18 protein-coding genes and 1 pseudogene are annotated in these 19161 nt (G+C 49.2%); 10 read left to right on the plus strand and 9 right to left on the minus strand.

Annotation, left to right across the window (positions count from 1 at the left end):
* Positions 1-149: 149 nt before the first annotated feature.
* The 4 genes from licT to GC101_RS23725 all read left to right on the plus strand — a co-directional run bounded on the left by licT (position 150) and on the right by GC101_RS23725 (position 5157).
* Complete coding sequence (licT, locus tag GC101_RS23710) at positions 150-986, plus strand: BglG family transcription antiterminator LicT (RefSeq protein ID WP_171719286.1); 837 nt, start codon at positions 150-152, stop codon at positions 984-986.
* A gap of 102 nt (positions 987-1088) precedes the next feature.
* Entirely contained in the window at positions 1089-2987 is a 1899-nt protein-coding gene (locus tag GC101_RS23715) for a beta-glucoside-specific PTS transporter subunit IIABC (RefSeq protein WP_171719287.1), read from the plus strand.
* 36 nt (positions 2988-3023) lie between these two features.
* Positions 3024-4481 (plus strand): 6-phospho-beta-glucosidase, encoded by a 1458-nt coding sequence (locus GC101_RS23720; protein WP_171719640.1) that lies wholly within the window; start codon positions 3024-3026, stop codon positions 4479-4481.
* 355 nt (positions 4482-4836) lie between these two features.
* A complete protein-coding gene (locus tag GC101_RS23725) occupies positions 4837-5157 on the plus strand; it encodes a hypothetical protein (protein ID WP_171719288.1) in 321 nt (106 codons plus the stop codon).
* A gap of 127 nt (positions 5158-5284) precedes the next feature.
* Here GC101_RS23725 and GC101_RS23730 read toward each other — a convergent pair whose 3' ends face one another.
* Genes GC101_RS23730 through GC101_RS23740 form a run of 3 tightly spaced genes read right to left on the minus strand, consistent with a single transcriptional unit; the run spans position 5285 to position 6756 of the window.
* Positions 5285-6040, minus strand: coding sequence for a class I SAM-dependent methyltransferase (locus GC101_RS23730; RefSeq protein WP_171719289.1), 756 nt, complete (start codon positions 6038-6040; stop codon positions 5285-5287).
* Entirely contained in the window at positions 6018-6401 is a 384-nt protein-coding gene (locus GC101_RS23735) for a cupin domain-containing protein (protein WP_171719290.1), read from the minus strand. Before GC101_RS23735 ends, GC101_RS23730 begins: the two co-directional genes overlap by 23 nt.
* 16 nt (positions 6402-6417) lie before the next feature.
* On the minus strand, positions 6418-6756 hold the full coding sequence (locus GC101_RS23740; protein ID WP_171719291.1) for a cupin domain-containing protein: 339 nt from the start codon (positions 6754-6756) through the stop codon (positions 6418-6420).
* A gap of 135 nt (positions 6757-6891) precedes the next feature.
* Between GC101_RS23740 and GC101_RS23745 the strand changes: the two genes are divergently transcribed.
* The 5 genes from GC101_RS23745 (at position 6892) to GC101_RS23765 (ending at position 12620) form a co-directional block, all read left to right on the plus strand.
* A complete protein-coding gene (locus GC101_RS23745; RefSeq protein WP_171719292.1) occupies positions 6892-7575 on the plus strand; it encodes a cyclic nucleotide-binding domain-containing protein in 684 nt (227 codons plus the stop codon).
* Between the two features lie 239 nt (positions 7576-7814).
* Positions 7815-9191: a DHA2 family efflux MFS transporter permease subunit gene (locus tag GC101_RS23750; RefSeq protein WP_171719293.1), complete on the plus strand. Its 1377-nt coding sequence runs from the start codon at positions 7815-7817 to the stop codon at positions 9189-9191.
* A 150-nt stretch (positions 9192-9341) separates the two neighbouring features.
* A complete protein-coding gene (locus GC101_RS23755; protein WP_216626728.1) occupies positions 9342-10301 on the plus strand; it encodes an ABC transporter substrate-binding protein in 960 nt (319 codons plus the stop codon).
* Between the two features lie 174 nt (positions 10302-10475).
* Positions 10476-10775 carry an iron-sulfur cluster assembly accessory protein gene (locus tag GC101_RS23760; RefSeq protein ID WP_171719294.1) on the plus strand — a complete coding sequence of 100 codons (300 nt, stop codon included), beginning with the start codon at positions 10476-10478 and terminating at the stop codon, positions 10773-10775.
* 255 nt (positions 10776-11030) lie between these two features.
* Positions 11031-12620, plus strand: coding sequence for an ABC transporter substrate-binding protein (locus GC101_RS23765; RefSeq protein WP_342422828.1), 1590 nt, complete (start codon positions 11031-11033; stop codon positions 12618-12620).
* A gap of 74 nt (positions 12621-12694) precedes the next feature.
* Here the strand turns inward: GC101_RS23765 and GC101_RS23770 are convergent, their stop codons facing one another.
* On the minus strand, positions 12695-13651 hold the full coding sequence (locus tag GC101_RS23770; RefSeq protein ID WP_171719295.1) for an SDR family NAD(P)-dependent oxidoreductase: 957 nt from the start codon (positions 13649-13651) through the stop codon (positions 12695-12697).
* A gap of 165 nt (positions 13652-13816) precedes the next feature.
* Here GC101_RS23770 and GC101_RS23775 point away from each other — a divergent pair, with 165 nt between their 5' ends.
* The gene (locus tag GC101_RS23775; protein WP_171719296.1) at positions 13817-14380 is read left to right on the plus strand and encodes a TetR/AcrR family transcriptional regulator; all 564 of its coding nucleotides are present in this window, start codon (positions 13817-13819) and stop codon (positions 14378-14380) included.
* A gap of 89 nt (positions 14381-14469) precedes the next feature.
* On the opposite strand, the gene GC101_RS36955 is transcribed toward GC101_RS23775, so the two are convergent.
* The 5 genes and pseudogenes from GC101_RS36955 to GC101_RS23795 form a co-directional block, all read right to left on the minus strand.
* Positions 14470-15345, minus strand: a complete 876-nt coding sequence (locus GC101_RS36955) for an FAD-binding oxidoreductase (RefSeq protein ID WP_425497159.1) — start codon at positions 15343-15345, stop codon at positions 14470-14472.
* Positions 15346-15375: 30 nt separating this feature from the next.
* A pseudogene (locus GC101_RS36960) lies at positions 15376-15788 on the minus strand (FAD-binding oxidoreductase); the annotation flags it as partial.
* 145 nt (positions 15789-15933) lie between these two features.
* A complete protein-coding gene (locus GC101_RS23785) occupies positions 15934-16947 on the minus strand; it encodes a FecCD family ABC transporter permease (RefSeq protein WP_042136839.1) in 1014 nt (337 codons plus the stop codon).
* Positions 16944-17966 (minus strand): FecCD family ABC transporter permease, encoded by a 1023-nt coding sequence (locus GC101_RS23790; RefSeq protein ID WP_246354486.1) that lies wholly within the window; start codon positions 17964-17966, stop codon positions 16944-16946. The genes GC101_RS23785 and GC101_RS23790 overlap by 4 nt, the downstream gene beginning before the upstream one ends.
* 95 nt (positions 17967-18061) lie before the next feature.
* Positions 18062-19033, minus strand: a complete 972-nt coding sequence (locus GC101_RS23795) for an iron-hydroxamate ABC transporter substrate-binding protein (protein WP_171719298.1) — start codon at positions 19031-19033, stop codon at positions 18062-18064.
* Positions 19034-19161: the final 128 nt, after the last annotated feature.

A 19161-nucleotide genomic window follows, 5' to 3' on the forward strand; every position in this document is an offset into this window, starting at 1 on the left:
ACTGAAAAGGCAAAACCCAAAACATGGTCACGTGTTTTGGGTTTTGCCTTTCTTTATGTTAAGGCCTGCGGGACGCCGCGGGAATCCTTGATTAATCCGTCTACATCCTGTATTGATGAATGAAATTCGGGATAAAGGAGGGCAGAGGGTTGATTATCGAGAAAATTTTCAATAACAACGCCATTATTGCCAAGGATTCAGGCAAAGATGAGCTGGTGGTCATGGGACGCGGCATCGGATTCAAGAAGAACGCCGGCGATCCGGTCGATGTATCCCTGATTGAGAAGACGTTTGTACTGAAGCAGAATGATGCTTCGGAGAAATTCAAAGCATTAATGGCAGATGCGCCCGCCGAATATGTAGCTTTAAGCTACGATATTATCGAATATGCCAAGCATTCCCTGAAGGTGCGCCTAAGCGATTATATCTATGTTACATTAACGGACCATTTGACCCATGCACTTAGGCTCTGGGACCAGGGGATCCGTAATACCAATCCGCTCATCTGGGAGATACAGCGCTGTTATCCCAAGGAATATGGTATCGCATTTCAAGCCTTGCAGATCATTGAGAGTTATACCCGCATCCGCCTGCCGGAGGATGAAGCCGGCAATATTGCCCTGCATCTGATCAATGCGCAAATAAACAGCTCCGGTCATAGAATTGCTGATGTCACCAGACAGACGCAACAGATCGATGACATTCTCAACATTGTTAAATATTCCTATAACAACGAGATTGATGAGAGTTCGGTCAGCTATGAACGGTTCATTACCCATCTGCGGTATTTTTTCCAGCGGTCACGCAAGAAGGAAGCGGTGGAGTCAGTTGATGATTTTCTGCTCAAGCTGGTACGGACCAAATACAAAAAGGCGCATAGCTGTGTACTCAAAATTGAGCAGTACCTGGACACCCGGCTTCTGGATGAGGAAAGGCTGTACTTGACGATTCACATTCAGCGGGTAACACAAAGACAAACTGAATAAAACCTTTGGATTGTTACTGGTCATGCAGGCGAAACCAAATCGGCAGAATATTGCCGTGTGGTTTCGTTTTTTGTTTTTTAATCGGGAATGGGAGGGTTTAGGATGAAATATGATGCACTCGCGAATGAAATTATCAGGAATGTCGGCGGCAAAGAAAATGTTAACGGATTAACCCACTGTGTGACCCGCCTGCGCTTCAAACTTAAAAACGACACACTGGCGAACACAGATGTGCTGAAAAATATGGATGGAATCGTTACAGTCATTCAGAGCGGCGGCCAATATCAGGTTGTCATCGGCAATCATGTATCTGAGGTCTATGCCCAGGTTATGGCTGCTGGCGGATTCCAGGAAGACGGGTCAGAGGCAGCCACGGCCGGGAAAACAAGCTTGTTCAACAGGTTTATCGATATGATCTCCGGGGTATTCTCTCCGACGCTTGGTGTGCTGTGCGCAACAGGAATGATTAAGGGGTTCACTGCCCTGTTTGTGACGCTGGGACTGATTACGAATACTTCGGGTACCTACCAGATTCTTAATGCGCTCGGGGACTGCCTGTTCTATTTCTTCCCGATTTTCCTCGGGTATACGTCGGCGAAGAAGTTTGGCGCCAACATCTTTATCGGAATGGCTATTGGTGCTACATTGGTGTATCCGACATTTGGCAGCACCATGGCAACCGGCGTGCCGCTCTATACGCTGTTTAGCGGAACGATCTTTGAATCTCCGGTCTATATTACCTTCCTGGGGATTCCGGTCATCCTAATGTCTTATACGTCCAGCGTCATTCCGATCATCATCTCAACCTTTGTAGGCTCTAAGCTGGAAAGCTTTTTCAAAAAGGTAATTCCGAGTGTGGTGCGCACCTTCCTGGTCCCGTTCTTCACCCTGCTCGTCACCGTTCCGCTGGCCCTGATCGCCATCGGCCCTATCTCCACCTGGGCGGGACAACTGCTGGGAGAGGGAACCCTGTTCCTCTACAATCTCAGCCCGGTTATTGAAGGCTTGCTGGTTGGCGCGTTCTGGCAGGTATTCGTTATCTTCGGCCTGCACTGGGGTCTGGTGCCGATTGCGCTCAACAACATGGCTGTGCTGAAATCCGATCCGATTCTGGCAGCTTCCTTCGGGGCTTCCTTTGCCCAGACCGGTGCCGTGCTGGCTATTCTGCTGCGGACTAAGAACGTCAAGCTCAAGTCATTGTCTATTCCGGCAATCATCTCAGGCATCTTCGGTGTCACTGAACCTGCTATATACGGGATTACGCTGCCGCGCAAGAAGCCATTTGTCTTAAGCTGTGTCGCTGCGGCAGTCGGGGGCGGTATTGTCGGTCTGATGGGCACCAAGGGCTATATTCTCGGCGGTCTGGGCATCTTCGGCATCCCAAGCTATATCAGTCCGGACGGAATGGATAAAGGCTTCTACGGGGCAATTGCGGCGATTGTAATCAGCTTCATTCTAGGTTTTATTCTGGTATTCTTCTCCGGATTTAAGGATGAAGAGGCTGCAGAGAGCAAGAGCACAGGCACCCCGCGCAATACGCTGGTGAAGCAGGAGACTGTGGGTAGTCCGCTGAAGGGCCAGGTCAGAGCGCTGTCCGAGCTGACAGACGAAGCCTTCTCTACAGGAGCCATGGGCAAGGGCATCGCGATTGAGCCGCTGGAAGGCAAGGTATACTCACCGGTAGACGGGGTACTGACCACATTGTTCGCATCCGGGCATGCCATAGGGATCACCAGTGATAACGGGGTCGATATTCTGATTCATGTGGGCAAGGATACCGTCAAATTGAAGGGCAAGTACTTCACCCCAAAGGCCAAGCAAGGAGATCTGGTCAAAAAAGGCCAGCTGCTGATGGAGTTTGATGTAGCGGCGATCAGAGAGGCCGGTTATACCCTGACCACACCGGTCATTATTTCGAATTCCGCCGAGTATCTCGATGTGATTGAGACGGACCTGAAGAGCATTGATTACAGGGAGAATCTGCTGACTGTCATGATCTGATCTGTGCAAAGAAACCCCAAACGAGGAGGAACTATGATGAGCACAATGTATAAAAGTTTTCCGGAGGATTTCCTGTGGGGCGGCGCAACCGCTGCCAATCAGCTGGAGGGCGGATTCGATGCTGGAGGCAAGGGACTAAGCACTGCCGATGTGATTACTGCCGGAACGCATACGGTATCCAGAAGAATCACACCTGTTCTTGAAGCCGGTTCTAACTATCCTAGCCATGAGGCAGTGGATTTCTATCACCGCTACAAGGAGGATATCGCTTTGTTTGCCGAAATGGGCTTCAAAGTATTCCGCTTGTCCATCGCCTGGTCACGGATTTTCCCGAATGGGGATGATGCGCAGCCGAATGAGGAGGGTCTTCAATTTTACGATCAGGTCTTTGCCGAGCTCAAAAAGCATCAGATCGAACCGCTGGTGACGATCTCCCATTATGAAACCCCGTTTCATCTGGCTGAAGCCTATAACGGGTGGGCGGACCGCAGAACGATTGACTTCTATGTCCGTTATTGTGAAGTGATCTTCAACAGATACAGGGACAGTGTGAAATACTGGCTGACCTTCAACGAAATCAATATTCTGACGATGCCGTTCGGAACATTCATGGCAGGAGCGATCATGCCGCAGGGCAATGCAGAGCTCGGCACTTCGGCAATCGGCGACAATGAGCAACTGCGTTATCAGGCGCTGCATCACCAGTTCCTCGCGAGCGCCAAAGCCGTGAAGCTGGGGCATGAGATCAATGAGAAGTTCCAGATCGGCTGCATGATTGCCTACATGTGTTCTTACCCGCTGACCTGTAATCCGGAAGACGTTCTGCTGGCGCAGCAAAAGGATAATCTGAGCAATTTCCTCTGCTCGGATGTACAGGTCAGAGGCACATATCCGGGCTTCGCCACAAGATACTTCAAGGAGAAGAATATTAAGCTCCAGGTGGAGGAGGAGGACGGGCAGACACTGCGGGATGGCTGTGTAGATTTCTACACCTTCAGCTACTATTCATCCACCTGCGTGAGTGCAGCGCCGGACCAGGAGGCTATCGGCGGCAATCTGTCGATGGGGCTGAAGAATCCATATCTGCAGGCAAGCGCATGGGAATGGCAGATAGACCCGCAAGGGCTAAGATGGTCCCTGAACCATATTTACAACCGGTATGGTATTCCTATGATGGTAGTAGAGAATGGACTTGGCGCTGTAGATACCGTTGAAGCGGACGGTTCAATCCAAGACGGTTACCGGATCGATTATTTACGGGAACATGTCAAGACCATGGGTGAAGCGCTGGAGGACGGGGTAGAATTGATCGGCTACACTCCGTGGGGCTGCATTGATCTGGTCAGTGCAGGAACAGGCGAAATGAAGAAGCGCTACGGATTCATCTACGTCGACAAGGACAATGAAGGGAACGGCACACTGGCCAGATTCCGCAAAGACAGCTTCTACTGGTACAAGAATGTAATCGCCAGCAACGGAACACAGCTGGATTAATCAGGCTACCAGCAATGAGTTCATAAGCATAGCAGCCAACAGTGTTCTGCACTGCTTGGCTGCTATTTGATTTTGTAACGAGCATGCTTGCACAAGATGAAGGATCGGACTCGGCCCATCCTTGATGAATACGATCATTATCGCCCTGATCGGGCTGCCTTCAGCTATCCCGGTGATTCAGTTCGGACTCGCTATGGTAATTGATTATATATTAGTCTGGCTGGGCGTATTCATATCATAGCGATGCATTCCTTCCCGAGCACCGGCGATGCCAAGAATATCTGAAGCATGTACATAATCCAGCTACATTGGAATTTCAGCTTGGAATGACTATAACCACTAAAGGGGAATTACAATGATCATAAAAGGCATCGAGGGTATGGACAGCGGAAGTATTGCGAGTCAAATACAGCAAGGCGGAAAATTCGTTATTTACACGTATTGCTTCTCGGTTATCCTGATGACGTTCAGACGAAGCTCCAATATCTACTTTATCCGAGCTGACGAGAATGCCGTTGCTAAGGGACTCAAGTTCACACTGCTTAGTGCAGTGGTAGGCTGGTGGGGAATTCCCTGGGGGCCGATTTATACCATTGGTGCATTGATCACGAACCTCAGGGGTGGAAAAGATGTAACGGCCGAAGTAATGGCCTCTATCTCAGAGCAGAGCGCTTAACGTAGCCCAGCCAAAGAAGGCTGTTACAAAAGCAGGAGCTATCCCAAGCAGCCAGTTCATGGCTTTTGGGACAGCTCCTTTTTGTTGTGTATAAGCTCTTTAGTCCAGGCGGCACAGGGATTTTTCATCAGTCCTTGCTGCTGCATACTGCGATATAATTCAGGTCTTTGCCTGTTGTATTGAAGAAGGTATACATCTTCTTGAATTGGGCGCGGTTTTCTTTTTTGAGTGCATTCTTGAAAATACGCAGTGTACCGGGGATACCTTCATCGCGAATCATGCCTTTAACACTCATCAGCGACATAGTGCCTGTAGAATGTTCGATCTTCTTGAATCCGGTGGAGTTGAACAGTCCTTCCCATTCTGCCACAGGCAGCGGCTCTACATTAATATGAATTGTCCGGCGCAGCTCCGCCAGCTCCCCGGCCATGTTATTCTTCGCAAAAGTGATGTCATGCGTAAGCAGAACCCCGCCCGGCTTCAGCACACGGAAATATTCAGCTACAGCCTTCTGCTTTGCCGCCTGATTCAGCATGGTCAGCATCGCTTCGTTAATCACGACGTCGAAGCTGTTATCCTCAAAAGGCAGCTTCATCGCATTGGCCTGTCTGACCTGGATGTAACCCTCCAGATTGGCATCTCTAATATTCTTCTCAGCCTTCTCAAGTGCTCTGGGGTCCATATCAATCCCGGTAATCTGGCACTTATACTCCCGCGCAAGCTGGATAGAGGTGGTACACATGTTGCAGGCCACTTCCAGCACCCGGCTGTCTTTAGTCAGCTTCGCATGCCGGATCAACCAGTCCGTAGCAGCGACACCGCCGGGACGCAGCCGCTTTTTGCCCAGTTTGGCCAGGAAATTATGCCCGACTTCTTTTTTCAACGTGTCTCAGCTCCTTCTTCTCCGGTTTGACCACAATCAGCAGCATTTGGAAGGCTTCTGTAGCATACAGCGCATGGGGAATATTAGCCGGCAAAATGATCGTTTCCCCTGCCAGCACCGTGTATGGTTTATCCGCGATGGTGATCTGAGCCTCGCCCGACAGAATATTCACCATGGCATCGCCAGGGGAGGAGTGGCCGCCAATCGATGAGCCTTTATCCAGGGAGATCAGTGTCATGGCGAGACTGGAGCGCTGTACCAGGGTCAGGCTGGATACCTGCTGCTCCTCCACCGTAATGATCTTCCGTAAATCCATAACTTCAGCTTGCGGCAATCTTTTAATATAGTGTTCTTGCTCCATACGATCTACCTCCAGGTTATATGCTGATTTGCAGAAATTTGCAGCTGCTCTCCGCAGCGAATTCATGCCAGGTACCGGCTTGGACGATTACCGCTGCCCCGGCGGTTAATGGACAGGGCTGCTCTCCTATGAGCATGTGGAGCTCTCCCTCCAGTACGTGAATGAGCTTGGATCTGGGCGAGGTCTCCGAGCTGATGGTCTCATCCTTATCCATGCCGTATAGTACCCATTCAGGTGCTTCAGCGGCTTGTCCCGAACCTTCTGTGATATTCAGTGTTCTGCTCGATATCTGATAGGGCCGGATGCTAATCATGTCATTGAAATAAAATACTGTGCCTGCAGTCATTCCGCTCATGCCGTCCTCCTGTATATATTGAATGATTCTTAACATTTGGTATAATGAGAAAAGGTGAGAATCGTTCTCATTTATTGAATTGTAGCAGAGTTTGTACAATGACTCTGTTGCCATGGCAACAGGAGGCGGATAAATGTGCAGCAATATATGAACAAAATCCAAAGCACGGTCTTATTTAAAGGATTTATGATCAGCGAGGTGCAGCAGGCACTGGGTTGTCTTCAGGGTACCATCAAGGATTTCGCCAAGAAGGATGTCATCTTCAAGCAGGAGGAATATCTGGATTCGGCGGGTATTATTCTGCAGGGAAATGTACTGCTGTGCAAAGAGAATAGTTCGGGCATGCGGTTCATATTCTCGGAGCTTGAGAGCGGGGAGATTATCGGGGAGACCGCACTTCGTCTGGAGCAGGAGCCAAGCGGCTACGAAGCGGTTGCAGGCTCGGCGTGCCGGGTGCTGTTCATCAAGATTAACAAAATTGTACGTCCGGGCCAGGCGACCTGTCATTTGAGGAGCCGGATTATTGAGAATATGCTGACCTTGCTGCTTGAGAATAACCGGTCGATGGTTCAGAAGCTTGACCTGGTCTCACACAAATCACTGCGGGAACGGATTATCCACTACTTAAGCCTGCAGGCCCAAAAAAATAATTCGCCCGTCTTTGAAATTCCATTCAGCCGGAATGATCTGGCGGATTACCTGACTGTGGACCGGAGTGCCTTATCCAGAGAGTTGCAGCGGATGGCACAGGATGGACTGATCCGGTTTACACGGAACCAGTTTGAATTGCTGAAGGCAGATTATGAGAAGGAGTGGTAAAGTAAGCAGTGGTGAAAGAATCAGTGGTAAAAGCATGCGGACTCCTGTAAGTACAGATTGACAATCTGTACTTTTGGATATATCGTAGATACATTAAGTCTTTGATTGAAGGTGTTTACTGCCTGTCCAATTAACGGAACAATCTGTCAGAAGTTAAAGTGGAGGGCGTAGTCCGCTTTTATTAAGGACTTAGTATATCTTTAATATATTTTATAACAAGAGAGACAGGTGGAGACGGAATGAAAAGCAGACCCGGATTAATCGTATCTTCGCTGGTCATCGCGAATTTCCTCGGGCAGCTGATGCAGACGATGCTGAATACGGCATTGCCCAGAATGATGCTGGATTTGGGGATTAATGAAGGCAGGGCACAGTGGCTGATTACAGTATACTATCTGACTGCAGGCATAACGGTGCCTGTTGCCGGATTTTTAATCGGAAGATTCACGACAAGAGGTTTATTCTTCACTTCGGCAAGTGCCTTTGCAGCAGGTACACTGATCGCGGGAATATCCCCGGACTTTATCCTTATTCTGGGCGGGCGTATTATTCAGGGCATGGGCGCAGGACTGCTGATGCCTCTGTTCCAGACAACGATTCTTAGGGTGTTCCCGAAGGGAAAGATAGGCTCGGCTATGGGGTTAATCGGATTGGTAATGGGCCTTGCTCCGGCGCTGGGTCCGACCCTGTCAGGATTAGTCGTTCAGGATCACTCCTGGCGGATTCTCTTCTATGCATTGCTGCCTATAGTGATAGCCAATCTGCTGCTCGCTGCGTTCAGTCTGCAGAATGTGGGGGAGAGACACCGGGAGAAGCTGGACTACATATCTATTCTATTATCAACAACCGGATTTGCCGGTCTGTTATACGGTGTTAATCTGGCAGGGGATCAAAGTGCCCCGCGGGTATGGGCAGGGGCCGTTATCCTAAGCGGGATATTGTTCATAATTCTATTTATCAGGCGTCAGCTGAAGCTTACCGTTCCATTGCTGGATTTCAGGCTGTTCAAGAGCAGGAGCTTTAGCCTCGCCTCAATTATTGGGGTGCTGATGTTCATTGTAATGGTGGGTGCTGAACTGCTGATTCCGTTATATGTGCAGAATGTCCGGGGGCTGACGCCAAGGGAGTCAGGTCTGATGCTGCTGCCGGGTGCGCTGCTGTTGGGGTGTACCAGTGTAATCTCCGGAAAAATATATGACCGCTATGGAGTGAAGATAGTGCTTCGCGGCGGGTTTACCCTCATTGCCGGGGTATCTTTGCTAATCTCGCTTATGTTATCCCAGGATTCATCCATACTTATACTCGCTGTGCTCTATGTATTTCTAATGGTGGGAATCGGGTTTATTATGACCCCTGTTACCGCCTATGCGATGGCAAGTGTATCTCCCAGGATGATTGCACATGCCTCTCCAATGACGATTTCGATCCGCTCGTTAGCCAGCTCTATGGGAGGGGTTCTGCTGATAGCCATAATGACGATTACGATGAATTACAGTTCTTTCACCTTCCCGGTGAATATGATGCAGGGATTCCATGCCGCTTTTTGGAGCCTGACCGTAGTAGCCATAGCCGGATTAGGTTTATCGTTTAATCTGAAGGGGCGGACTCATTCGTAAAGAATAGTTAAGGGAATATTCACTTTACGCAGATCGTCCATGGTTTTAACGACAATAATCCATGTTCAAAAAGGGGAGATGAATCTATTATATTAGTAATGGTGATAATGATTATCATTATTAATAAATGATGGAGAGTGGTAGCAGGCTATGATTAAGAGAATAACAGGTTTGGTACTTGCTGGTGTTATGGCGCTGGGTATCGTTTCTGCCGCAGGTGTAAATGTCGTACCTGTAGGCGTTGCGGAAGCCGCACAGGCAACGCAAAAGATTACCTATAAAGGCAAGGTATACACCGTTCCGGTCAAAACCAATAATATTGTCATTACCGGTGCAGTAGAGGCGCTGGAAGACGCACTGGTACTCAATTTCAAACCTAAGGGGGCACTGACTGTCGGTGGTGAGTTCCCTTCAATCTTTTCCAAAATAACAAGCGGCGTAACAGCGATCGGGGAAAAGGCAGAACCTGACCTGGAAGCGATCCTGAAGCTCAAACCGGATATTATCCTCAGCAGCACGAAGTTCCCGGCGGAGACCAATGAGAAGCTGGCGAAGATCGCGACTACGATTCCAGTATCGCATATCGCCACCGATTGGATGGACAACCTGAAGCTGCTCGCAGCACTTACGGGCAAACAGAAGGAAGCGACCACTGCGATTCTGAAATACCAGAAGGAACTGAAGGAAGCCAAAGTGAAGCTTGCACCGAAGCTCAAGGACAAGAAGGTCATTGCTCTGCGCATCCGCTCAGGCAGCCTGTTCCTCTATCCGCAGGACGTATTCTTTAACCGCTCCCTGTATGCCGATCTGGGCGCAACTGTGCCGAAGGAAGTACAGCAGGTCAAAGCCCAGCAGAATATTTCCCTGGAATCCTTTGCCGCAATCAACCCGGATTACATCTTTGTACAGTTCTCGGCGGATGAGAACAAAGACAATCCTAAGGCACTGGAAGAGCTGCAGAAGAACGCCATCTGGAAGAGCCTGAAAGCTGTGAAGGGCGGCAATGTATTTGTCAATCTGGTTGATCCGCTGGCACAAGGCGGGACTGCATTCAGCAAGTTCTCCTTCCTTGAAGCCCTGATGAAGACTAAGCTGTATACAGCGAAGTAAGATTAATTCCAGCCAGTATAAGTATATGGAAGAAAACGGGAGAGAGCCCAGGCCGGCTCTCTTTTTGCTGCACCAACAGCTGGCGCAATTTATTGCTGAATTATATATAGCACCTTATATTATGTTATAATGAATTTCTTATTGTAAATTACAAAGAATAGAGGTCGCTAGAGGATGAAAGTTAAAGTTAACCGCAATGCTGCAAAGGTTCTGAAGGATATGCTGAACACTCCTGAAGCGGAAGGCAAGAAGATCCGCGTCATTATTACTCAGGATCACGGCAATCACGGCCACTATGATGTTGCTCTTGATACACCGACTGAGCATGATGAAGTCATTGCCACGGATAAAGGTATCGAGATTGTGCTGGATACACGTCAACCGCTGCTCGACGGTGTCTGGATTCAGTATTTCTATGTTCCCCAAGAAGGCTTCTTCATTACGAATCCCTCTACAGGATTTCTTGAGAAATAAGCAGCTGAACCTGATATAGCACCATATGGTTTGAGACGGCATTGTCTTAACAGCCTTATAAGGGCTGCTAAAGATAATGCCGTCTCTTTGGGTGTTTAAATAAACAGAGCGGCAAAATTCATCATTTATTGTACTTCCGCCCAAAAAGTCGTTGCAAAAGTATGTATAATCGTTGACTGCCTACATTAGACGGGCTTGGATTTTTTATTATACTGTAATTGTAAGCGATTACACATAAGCTGGGGGGAAATTCAATTGAATAAGAAAAAAAGATTAACACTAATGTCCGGTATACTGATGATCTCTCTGCTCGCTGCATGCGGCAATAACAACGGTAATGCCGGAGGAAGCACGGCGGAGCCGCAGGCTTCGGCAGCCGCGACAGAAGCTGCAGGGACGAATGCCAGCCCAGCCGGGGATTCCGGCACAGTGGATACGTCCCAGCCCGTAACACTGAAGATGATTTTTGTAGGGCCTAAACCAGTCGACTATGACCTGGTATTTGGCGAGATCAACAAGAAGCTGAAGGAGAAAGTTAACGCTACGCTGGAAGCCGAGTTCCTGGACTGGTCGGATTGGGCGCAGAAATATCCGCTCAAGCTGGCGGCGAATGAGAATTTTGACCTCATCTACTCTGCCAACTGGGCAGGCTATAATGATCAGGCCCTCAAAGGCGGGTTTCTTGAGCTGACCGACGAATTGCTGCAGAAATACGCGCCGATGACCTGGGAAGCCATGCCGGAGGTGGGCTGGGGTCAGGCGAAGGTGAACGGCAAGCTATATATGGTGCCTCAGAACCGCGGGGAAACGATTGAGAAGCTGATCCTGTACCGGGAGGACCTGCGCAAGAAATATAATCTGCCGGAGATCAACAGCCCGGAGGCGTATGCTACTTATCTCAAGACGGTCTCCGAGAAGGAGCAGGGTGTCACTCCGTTCGTACCGGAGACAGGGGACTGGAAGCTGCACAATCTGGACCGGGTCCTGCTGAAGCAGCAGAATGAATGGAACATGTTCGACTTTGATCTGCCGATTGGCTTCAAGCTGACAGATCCGGCCGGTAAGGTATTCAATGTATACGAAACTCCGGAATTCAAAGAGCTTGTCTACTATTATAAAGATCTTGCGGATCACAACGCCTGGTCGAAGAGCGCACTCAACAGCAAGCTGGATCACCAGCAGGAGTTCCGTGCAGGCAAGACAGCATCGATCACACACAATCTTGGCACACTTGGGGCTTTAATGACAGATATGCGCGAGAAAAATTCACCGTATGAGCTGGCTCTGGCTGATATTACACCGGACAAGAAGAAGTCTGTGGCTGTCTCCACCCAGAACGGGGTCTCCATTCACGCTACGACCAAGAACCCTGAACGTTCACTGATGGTGATTGATCTGCTGCAGAATGACAAGGAACTGCATGATCTGATGATGAACGGCATTACGGCTGTGCATTATAATCCGGTTGGCGACGATAAATATACGAATGCTGAGAAAAATGCTAACTATACCGGATTCTCCAACTGGGGCTTTAACTCTCCATTGAACCGGGACAACGCCTCCTTCCCTGACGAAGGCAATGCGCTGACTGACAAATGGGAAGCTGAGGTTTACCACTATCCGCTGGAGACCTTTGTCTTCGATAACAGCAAAGTGAAGACCGAGGTAGCTAATGTCGGTAATGTGATGCTGCAATATGGCATTCCGCTGGAATACGGTTCAGTGAAGGATGTGGACGGCGGACTGGCCAAGCTTCAGGCACAGGTGAAGGAAGCTGGAATTGATACCATCATCGCAGAAGTTCAGCGGCAGATTGATGAATTCCTGGCTAATTCCGGACAGTAAAAGGCTGCAACCATAAGAAGGAGGCTCGCGTGGATACATGCGGGCCTCTTTATGTTCAGTTTAATAGCAAATTATCATATTTTCAGCAGGGTTTCCGCTTGCTCCAATTTGGTCATCTTTATACTAGCACTCCATAGACTCTTCCAATTGTCGTTGTTATACGAAAATATTGAGGATTTAATTTCTTTCTTACCCTCATAATACTTCGCCGTTGTCTGACTCAGCTTCCCATCGGTTACCAGATTGGCTAAAGCTCTTCCGGATTGACGAACGGTATTTACATTCGGAACAAATAATGTCATTACCGGCATAATGTAATTCCAGACAAATTTTAATATAGGGGTGTAACTCTGAGCCAGACCGGTGCCGGGCATCATTCCAGGATCAAAAGCATTAACGGTAATCTTTTTGTCCGTATGCTGCTTTATTCTTTCGGCCAGCTCGTAGGTGAAATATAGATTACATAGTTTAGAGGTCGTGTAGCGGCGCCTTCCTATGAGGGCTATTCCTTCTTTTGAACTCACAGTGTCAGGGTGAGCCAGTGCTTGAGGAGTGGTGAACGCCGGTTCTGGCATTCCCGTTTTTTTCAATGGATCATGCGTTCCGCTGCTGACAACCACGATTCGGCCTTCAGGTACGATTTGATCAAGCAACAGATTAACCAAGAGGAAATGTCCAAGATGATTTACGCCGAAGGTCATTTCAAACCCGTCTTTGGTATAATGCGTAGCATCGATAAACTGTACTCCGGCGTTGCACACTAGTGCGTATAAGGGCGGGAAATCCATTTTTGAGAATTCTCCTGCGAAGCTTCTGACCGATTCTAAGGAGGATAAGTCCAGTTCCATAGAAGTGATGTTGTTATTGTTTGTTTCTTGTATTAAGGAGTCTACAGCTTGTTTGGCTTTCACCGCATTGCGGCAGGCGAGGATCACATAATTGTTATCAAATTTGGCAATCTGCTTTGCGGATTCATAACCTAGTCCCGAGTTTCCCCCTGTAATAATAACCGTTTGTTTACGCAGACTCATTGTGAATACACTCTCCTTCAATAGAATATTTAAAATAAAAATTCCGCCATTCCTTTAGTTGACACCGTCAACATGGATAGAGTATACCTCCAGTATGTTGACGGTGTCAACAAGATGGGGTAAAATTATAATACAAATTACATTTCTTATTCACCAGAGGATACTATGAAAAATAATGGCGATACCAAACAAAAACTGCTTCAGGTCACACGGGAAATGATTGATCAGCATGGTGTTGAGGCTATTAATATGCGTGATCTGGGAGCTAAACTAAACTTATCCCGGACTGCAATGTACAGACATTTCAAGAATAAAGATGATTTGCTGGCAGCGATTGTGGCCGGAAATTTTGAAATGCTGAATCGTACAATCAGCAGGTTAAGTGAAATGGGTTCAGAGCCACGGCAACTTATATATACGATTCTGCTGGCTTATTACGACTTTGGCATCAGCAACCCCGAGCATTATCAACTGATGTTCCGTAAGCAATGGGATAAGGAAATGTACCCGGAGCTTGTACAATCTGCTTTTTTTATTTTTGCACACGTGGAGGGCTGTCTTCAAAAGGCGGGGACTATCCGGAAATCACCTAATCAGTCCACCGCAATCATGTATGCTTTCATCCATGGTTTGGTTGAACTCAATATGTCCGAGCATTCTGAAACGGAAAAAGGACTGGACAGTCCGGCTCATCTCATTGATTCTTTTCTGGATCTGATTTTTGTATAGTTAAATATTGAGCAACTGCAAGAGGGCAGGCGTAGATCATATGCTCTCTGATCTGCGCCTGCCCTATGTGTTGATTCGTAACCTTATTCTTATACCTTGCGGGCCGGAGGAATGCTTTGCGGATTGTTGAATACATTTCCGGGGTCATATTTGGCTTTGACTCTCCGTAACCGGGGATAGTTCGCACCATAATAAACCGGACCGGAATGTTTGATCCCCTGATCCGGAACATTAATATAGCTTCCCACGATGAACGGCTGCAGCTTCCGGCGTGTATTCCGCACTATGGCAATATTTTTGGCAGCATCCGATTTCTTGACCCATGAACTGTTCCACTCTACATAGAATTTCGCTTTACGCCAGTAGAAGGCGGTAGATCTGGGTGATTTACGGCTTACAGCCCCGCCCCAGTTGAGGAAATAGAACCCTGCGAACTCGCCCTCCACGTTCTCAAGGAACTCACGCATAGACTTAATCGCTGTGTCCGGGAAAGGTTTTCTTCCGAAACCGCTGGAGAACTGGTTGCTGAATCTTTGGGTCTGCACCGGATCGGGAGCCAGCAGGAAACTCACTACTTTGGGATAAGGTAATGAGCGGATCAATTGATTCGTGGGCGTCCCTACGTCCGTAATGGGCTTTAAGAGGCGGACCGCCTCTGCTTTTGATCCGAGGAACAGGCCCAGCATGCTGACATTACCGCCCTTTTTGGGACCAATGGATAGCTCGCTGCCCAGTCTGGTGTTAACAGAAGGAGCCCAGCGCTGCCAGGCTTTGAGTACCTTCTCGAACTGGTTCCAGGGCCAGGTGATGCGGAAGACGGTCGCCGTGGCCGGCGCGGGACGCACTTTGAACTTATAACGGGTGCAGACTCCAAAATTACCTCCGCCACCCCCGCGGGAAGCCCAGAGGAGATCGGCGTTGCTGTTCTTATTGGCAATAATAATTCTGCCTTTGGCATCCACCATTTCAAGCTCAATCAGATTATCACTGACCAGACCTACGGTCCGCTGAAGCGGCCCAATTCCCCCGCCTAGTGTAATGCCCCCGATTCCGACAGTTGGGCTATCCCCAAAAGGGGCCATGTATCCCTGCCGCGCAAGCGTATGGGCGATTCTTCCCACCGTATTTCCGGTCCCACAACTGCAGTTCCCGATTTTTTATTGAGCTTGATGCTCTTCAGTTCACTTACATCGATGACAATGCCTCCGTTGACCTGGGACAGATTGACCTCCAGCGAGTGCCGGCCGCTTCTTGGCCGGATAGGGATGTTATTCTCGTTGGCCCAGCGGATGGCGTTGGCTACATCCTGCGTTTTCTGTGCGAAGACAAATACCTTCGGGAATCTGTCCGTATGCGGATCCCAATTTTTGCGTGCCGTTTCATAGCCCGGATCACCTTTATAGATCACCCGCCCGGTAAGTCTCGTTCCTGATTTCAATGATTCCAGCTCCTTTTGAGCTAACAATTTAACTGCATGTATGCAGTCAGGTCCCAATATAGTATGTAGGGCGTTAGTCTATGGAGTGGGCTTACGCGGAGAGTTTGCGTCAGTACTACCCTTCTTTCTTCAATAGAAGATACAGGAAATAAGGAGCGCCGATAAAAGCAACCATTATTCCGGCAGCGATACCGTCAGGCTGGGTCAGGTTACGGCCAATCGTATCCGCCAGCAGCAGCAGCCAGCCGCCGATTAATATGGATACCGGCACGAATTGCTGATGCCGTGCTCCTACCAGGGCTCTGGCAATATGCGGAGCCATCAGCCCGACAAAGGCGATGCCGCCGGTCATCGAAACAGCCGACGCCGCCAGCGCAACCGCCGCCAGCATAAGGAGGACCCGGTCTCTGGAGACTGCCACACCTGCCCCGATAGCAGTAGGCTCGTTCAGAGCAAGCAAATTCAGTGTTCTGGATTTGTACAGCACATAAGGGACCAGAATGATCAGCCAGGGCAGCAGGGCGAGAACGAAAGGCCAGTCCGTACCCCACACATTACCGGCCAGCCATTTGGAGATGAAGTCCACCTTGGTCCGGTCCACCGAAGAGATGAGTACGATCATCACGCCGGAGAGCGCCATGGAGAACCCGACTCCGGTGATGACCAGCCTGATCGGCTGAACGCCATCGGTGCGGGTGTAGGAGAAGGCATAGATGAGTACAGCGGTTACCAGGGCTCCGGCGAATGCCGCAAGCGGAATCATATATATGAAGGACCCGGCGTCAATGGATGCAAAGATGAAAAAGACGGTAACCCCGACCCCGGCCCCGGCATTAATGCCTATAATTCCCGGATCCGCCAGCTCATTGCGCGTAATGCCCTGCAGAATAGCACCGGATAAAGCAAGCGCCATACCTGCGAGCAGCGTAATCAGTATCCGGGGGAGTCGGATGGAGAACAGTACAAAATTATCCTCGAAAGAACCGTGCCCGAGGATTGTCGGAATCAGTCTCCCGTATGACACCGGGGAAGATCCAATCCCTATTCCGATAACGATGGTAGCCAGGATAAGAAGCATGAGCAGCGATACGACAAGCGGTTGATTACGATACAGCCGGGCTGGTTTCATGAGAAGGATCGCACTCCTTTACGGACAATGAACAGGAAGAACGGCAGGCCCAGCACAGCCACGATCGCGGCGACAGGCGTTTCAAACGGGACGTCAATCATCCGTCCGAGTGTGTCGGCGAACACCATAAAAGTGGCGCCGGAAATGGCGGACAGCGGCAGAATGGCGCGGTAATCTGTCCCGGCAAACACCCGCACGAGATGGGGGATCATCAGGCCGACGAAGGCGATGTTGCCGACAAGCGCAACAGCAGCGCCTGCGAGCAGCGTGATCAATATGTACAAAGCAATCTTAACCTGAGTCGTCTTGAGCCCAAGACTCACAGCTGTTCCTTCATTCAGACTAAGGATTGTCAGCTGACGGGACAACAGAATGGAGACGATAAGGCAAATGATAATAATAGGGGCAATTGCTGTAATCTGGCCCCAGGTAGTGCCGATCAGTCCGCCGGATGTCCACATCGATACGTTTTTAGAGATCTTGAATTGAAGGCTGATTCCTTCGGCTACAGCGGTCAGCAGGGCCGATACGGCAGAACCGGCCAGCACCATCCGCAGAGGGGACATATTCTGCCTCCGGAGTGCAGCGATGCCGAACACCAGCATCACGCCACAGGCTGCGCCGATGAAACAGGCGATCATAATTCCGTAGTATCCGATGGAGGGGATGAAGGCGAAGGATACCGCAAGGGCAGCATTGGCACCTGCTGTCAGACCAAGCAGTCCCGGGTCGGCAAGCGGATTTCGGGTTAGACCCTGCATGATTGCCCCGGCAACAGCGAGGGCGGCACCTACCAGAATGCCGCCGACTTCGCGGGGGAGCCGCAGTTCACGGATGATAGAGATATCACCACCCGTAGCCTTCGGGTTGCTGATGGCGCTCCAAATATCCGCCAGTGAAACATTTTTGGCACCGAGCCTGACCGCCACGGCAAATACAATCACAAATAAAATCATGCTGACGAGCAGCTTAAGCACAAAAGTTGAGTTTATCGGCTTTTGCGGAGACTGTTTCTCCATTTCGACCATCCGTTCCTTATCAATTTGCGAAAAAAAAGAACGCGATTTGCGCTCCTTTTTTTCGGTTTCAACCTGGCTGGATTCCTAAATAATAATTAATTTCCCAGCAATGATTTGGAAATGAAATCAAGCTGATAGTCAAGCGACAGAGCATCGTTGAAATAGAAGGATGTAGCATCTATTTCGTAGACATGATTATTTTTGACGGCAGGGATATCCTTGTAAGTGGAAGTGTCCTGGAAGGAAGCATCCCCGGCAGGGTCTTTGCTGTAAATAACGTAATCCCCCATATAATCCGGCAGGATTTCCAGTGACAAATTGAAGTATCCGTCTTTGGCTGTCATTTCCTTCACTTTATCCGGCATCTTCAGCCCCATAGCCTGATAGATGATTTCTGTACCGCGTCCCCAGGCACTGCCGAAGGTGTATAGATTCTTGGAATCTCCTTCAATAACCGAGATCGTGCTATCCGCACCGATTTTGGCTTTGATTTCTTCACCGGCCGCCAAGGCACGTGCCTTGAAATCAGCAATCCAGTCAGCGGCTTTCTGCTCCTGGTTAACCGCTTTGCCGATCTCCAGGATCTGGGTCAGATAATCCACTTTGTTGTATGTATAGGTAACCACCGGTGCGATTTGTTTCATCTTGTCCAGATTCTTGGTGTCTGACGAAGCAATGATTAAGTCCGGTTTGAGATTCAGAATACTCTCCACATTCTCCTCGGAGACTTCGGCGACATCCTTCAATTGATCCTGGAAATTAGGATTTGCTTTGATATAGGAATCCACTCCGGCGAGGGGGACATCCAGAGCGAGCAGGTTACCTGCGTACCCTGCAAGAACTACAACACGCTGGGGATTGGCGGGAACTTCGATAGGTCCGGTTTCGGACTCATATGTAATGGTATCTGTGCTGCTGTTGTCAGCACTTGCAGTTGCGCTGGCTTCGGGTGCCGGTGTAGTTGTGGCAGCAGCCGTGCTGTTGCTTGCACTGTTGCTTGCATTATTGCCGCAGGCACTTAGTAGCAGGAGGGTAAGGATGAGTAGAGGTAACAACAATTTCTTCATTTCTGATAATCTCCCTTTCAATGATAAATTTATGAAATTGATAATCATTATCAATGATGTAACTGTTAAAACTTTAATTGTTTATTGCCCGTTTGTCAATCCTTAACTTGATTTCGTAACCATGCTGC

It is taken from the genome of Paenibacillus phytohabitans (assembly GCF_013141775.1).
Taxonomy (GTDB): Bacteria; Bacillota; Bacilli; order Paenibacillales; family Paenibacillaceae; genus Paenibacillus_AQ; species Paenibacillus_AQ phytohabitans.

What these genes read in the sequence shown, in the direction of transcription:
- GC101_RS23770 (WP_171719295.1), bottom strand. Translation starts at nt 13,651, where the DNA reads ATGAGTCTGCGTAAACAAACGGTTATTATTACAGGGGGAAACTCGGGA.
- GC101_RS23740 (WP_171719291.1), bottom strand. Translation starts at nt 6,756, where the DNA reads ATGAGCGGAATGACTGCAGGCACAGTATTTTATTTCAATGACATGATT.
- GC101_RS23775 (WP_171719296.1), top strand. Translation starts at nt 13,817, where the DNA reads ATGAAAAATAATGGCGATACCAAACAAAAACTGCTTCAGGTCACACGG.
- GC101_RS23720 (WP_171719640.1), top strand. Translation starts at nt 3,024, where the DNA reads ATGAGCACAATGTATAAAAGTTTTCCGGAGGATTTCCTGTGGGGCGGC.
- GC101_RS23725 (WP_171719288.1), top strand. Translation starts at nt 4,837, where the DNA reads ATGATCATAAAAGGCATCGAGGGTATGGACAGCGGAAGTATTGCGAGT.
- GC101_RS23735 (WP_171719290.1), bottom strand. Translation starts at nt 6,401, where the DNA reads ATGGAGCAAGAACACTATATTAAAAGATTGCCGCAAGCTGAAGTTATG.
- GC101_RS23790 (WP_246354486.1), bottom strand. Translation starts at nt 17,966, where the DNA reads ATGGAGAAACAGTCTCCGCAAAAGCCGATAAACTCAACTTTTGTGCTT.
- GC101_RS23760 (WP_171719294.1), top strand. Translation starts at nt 10,476, where the DNA reads ATGAAAGTTAAAGTTAACCGCAATGCTGCAAAGGTTCTGAAGGATATG.
- GC101_RS23755 (WP_216626728.1), top strand. Translation starts at nt 9,342, where the DNA reads ATGATTAAGAGAATAACAGGTTTGGTACTTGCTGGTGTTATGGCGCTG.
- GC101_RS23750 (WP_171719293.1), top strand. Translation starts at nt 7,815, where the DNA reads ATGAAAAGCAGACCCGGATTAATCGTATCTTCGCTGGTCATCGCGAAT.
- GC101_RS23785 (WP_042136839.1), bottom strand. Translation starts at nt 16,947, where the DNA reads ATGAAACCAGCCCGGCTGTATCGTAATCAACCGCTTGTCGTATCGCTG.
- GC101_RS36955 (WP_425497159.1), bottom strand. Translation starts at nt 15,345, where the DNA reads ATGGTGGATGCCAAAGGCAGAATTATTATTGCCAATAAGAACAGCAAC.
- GC101_RS23715 (WP_171719287.1), top strand. Translation starts at nt 1,089, where the DNA reads ATGAAATATGATGCACTCGCGAATGAAATTATCAGGAATGTCGGCGGC.
- GC101_RS23795 (WP_171719298.1), bottom strand. Translation starts at nt 19,033, where the DNA reads ATGAAGAAATTGTTGTTACCTCTACTCATCCTTACCCTCCTGCTACTA.